Source organism: Moorena sp. SIO4E2 (genome assembly GCF_010671945.1).
Taxonomy (GTDB): Bacteria; Cyanobacteriota; Cyanobacteriia; order Cyanobacteriales; family Coleofasciculaceae; genus Moorena; species Moorena producens.
In genome coordinates, this window is the sequence record NZ_JAAHIE010000913.1 from 1 (window position 1) to 2,256 (window position 2,256).

Sequence of the window (2,256 nt, forward strand, 5' to 3'; positions counted from 1 at the left end):
TGATGGTCAGAGAATCTGTTGGTCTCGATGTTGCCGCATCAATGACAGCTGTGATCCCTTCCAGGGCTTTTGGTAGGGTTTCTGGAACACAGAGGTCTCCTTGTACTAGTTCTGCTCCCCATTCTTTAAGGAAAGAAGCTTTTCGTGGACTGCGTACAAGACAGCGTACCTGATGATCCTCGTCTAGTGCACGACGAACCACCTGTCTTCCTAAGGTGCCAGTTGCACCGACGACCAACAAGTTCATTATAGTAATTTTAGTAAGGAATCTTAAACTTTCTATAAGATTCTATCAGAAATTTTGTCGATCTCTCATTTTTCTGGTATTCAATAGGCAACGCCATCAGGTGAGGGGTGTGGGAGAATGGGTTTAGGCTAAGACAGCATAAGTGATTGGTTTAAAAGAAAACTGTGCCAGAATTCTTGACCAAACCCCAGAGCCGTTACCCCATAACCCATTCACTAGAAACTATTCTGACACTCCCTGGATTTTGAGTAGCAAGAAGCCTAAGCCCAAACCCACAAGAATCAGGGTGAAGGACAAAAACGCTGCATTGAAAATTTCTGTACCCATTAGTTTTATGATCTCCTATGTACTTTTGTTACAAGGTATCATGACTAGGGTGCGAGAATATAGCAATCCTATGGAAATCCTGAGCAAGAGTATTCCAGCAAAGGGGTTAGGGTACTGGAGTGTTTACGAATTATGTCAGACTTGTCAACAAACCATCAGAACATGTCTTTGACAGGAAAACTTAACTCACCACCAAGGCGTCCTAGGTTAGCGGTGACCTTGGGAGATCCGGCAGGCATTGGACCAGAAGTTGTCCTCAAGGCATTGGCAGATTCCCAAGTCACTAGGAATTGTGAGATAACCGTGATTGGCAGTCGGTACCTCTTGAATGGGGCTTACACCCAGCTAAGTCAGCAGGGGATTGAAGATGTAGCTACTTTAGCTTCCCCAGAGACATTATCAATCCTTGACATTGAGTTGGATTACGGACAAAGGCCTCAAATAACCCCAGGTGTTGGTAATGCTGCTAGTGGTGCTCTTAGTTTTATGTATCTGGAAAATGCGATCGCACTCACCCAACGTGGTGAGTTTGATGGTATTGTGACCGCACCCATTGCCAAGTCTCTCTGGAAAGCCGCAGGACATGATTATCCTGGTCAAACTGAAGTGCTAGCCCACTACTCTGGTGTCAAACAATTTGGGATGCTCTTCGTAGCGCGATCGCCCCATAGTGGTTGGGTGCTACGTACACTTTTAGCTACCACACATATTCCTTTAAGTCAAGTCCCAAATACCTTAACGCCACTATTGATGGGGAGTAAACTAGACTTACTGATCGCCTGTTTGGCTAGTGATTTTGGCATCAACAAACCTCGAATCGCGATTTCTGGGTTAAATCCTCATAGTGGTGAGCAGGGTCAGCTAGGTTGTGAAGAACAAGATTGGCTGATTCCCTGGCTAGAGCAAGAGCGCCAGCAACGCTCGACTATCCAATTAGATGGACCAATACCTCCTGACACTCTTTGGGTAAAACCTGGTCAGGCTTGGTACGGCAACCACCAGCAGTACGCTGATAATGCTCATGATGCTTATTTGGCACTCTATCATGACCAGGGCTTAATTCCTGTCAAACTCATGGCATTTGACAGAGCGATCAATACTACCATCGGTTTACCCTTTGTGCGTACTTCTCCTGATCATGGCACAGCGTTTGATATTGCCGGTCTTGGCATTGCTAACGCTACTAGCATGAAGGCTGCAATTAGCCTAGCTACTGAACTGGTGAACCAGAGGTTGAGTAACCCTTTAGCTATCAGTGCTTAGAACAAACTTTTAGTCAACCTTTACTCTCTTAGTGGAACCGCCAACTGGACTTTTTGAGTATTGCGAGTAGTTGGGGATTGAGGAAACACATTAAGTTCTTCCTGCTGGATGGTATCCCCAAAAACTATGTCTACATTGTCACTTGAACCAACCTTGAACTTAGGCTGTAAATTGTTACCTAAGCCTTCCTTTTCCTCCAGCTCTAGTGATGTTGGGAAAAAGGTGCCATAATCGTCTGAGACCGTGCGACCATTAACTTGGCGGAGGGTGTCACCAGACAGGGTTACTGAACCGCTTGGCTCACTAGACTGCGCTCCTGACTGAGCATAGGCAAGAGGTACCAATCCCACAACTATCCAGCCGATTCCTACTATAACTAGTGTTTTACGGATCATCAGCTTTCTCCTGGTTTTTTTATT

At 45.6% G+C, this 2,256-nt stretch carries 4 protein-coding genes; 1 reads left to right on the plus strand and 3 read right to left on the minus strand.

What is annotated here, in order from left to right; all coding sequences use genetic code 11:
- On the minus strand, positions 1-247 hold a 247-nt coding region (locus F6K37_RS38905; protein ID WP_287256565.1), incomplete at its 3' end, for an NAD(P)H-binding protein.
- 222 nt (positions 248-469) lie between these two features.
- Complete coding sequence (petM, locus tag F6K37_RS38910) at positions 470-574, minus strand: cytochrome b6-f complex subunit PetM (protein ID WP_063747919.1); 105 nt, start codon at positions 572-574, stop codon at positions 470-472.
- A 162-nt stretch (positions 575-736) separates the two neighbouring features.
- Here petM and pdxA point away from each other — a divergent pair, with 162 nt between their 5' ends.
- A complete protein-coding gene (pdxA, locus tag F6K37_RS38915) occupies positions 737-1,837 on the plus strand; it encodes a 4-hydroxythreonine-4-phosphate dehydrogenase PdxA (protein WP_287256568.1) in 1,101 nt (366 codons plus the stop codon).
- A gap of 20 nt (positions 1,838-1,857) precedes the next feature.
- Here the strand turns inward: pdxA and F6K37_RS38920 are convergent.
- A partial coding sequence (locus F6K37_RS38920; protein ID WP_287256571.1) for a hypothetical protein occupies positions 1,858-2,256 on the minus strand: 399 nt, incomplete at its 5' end.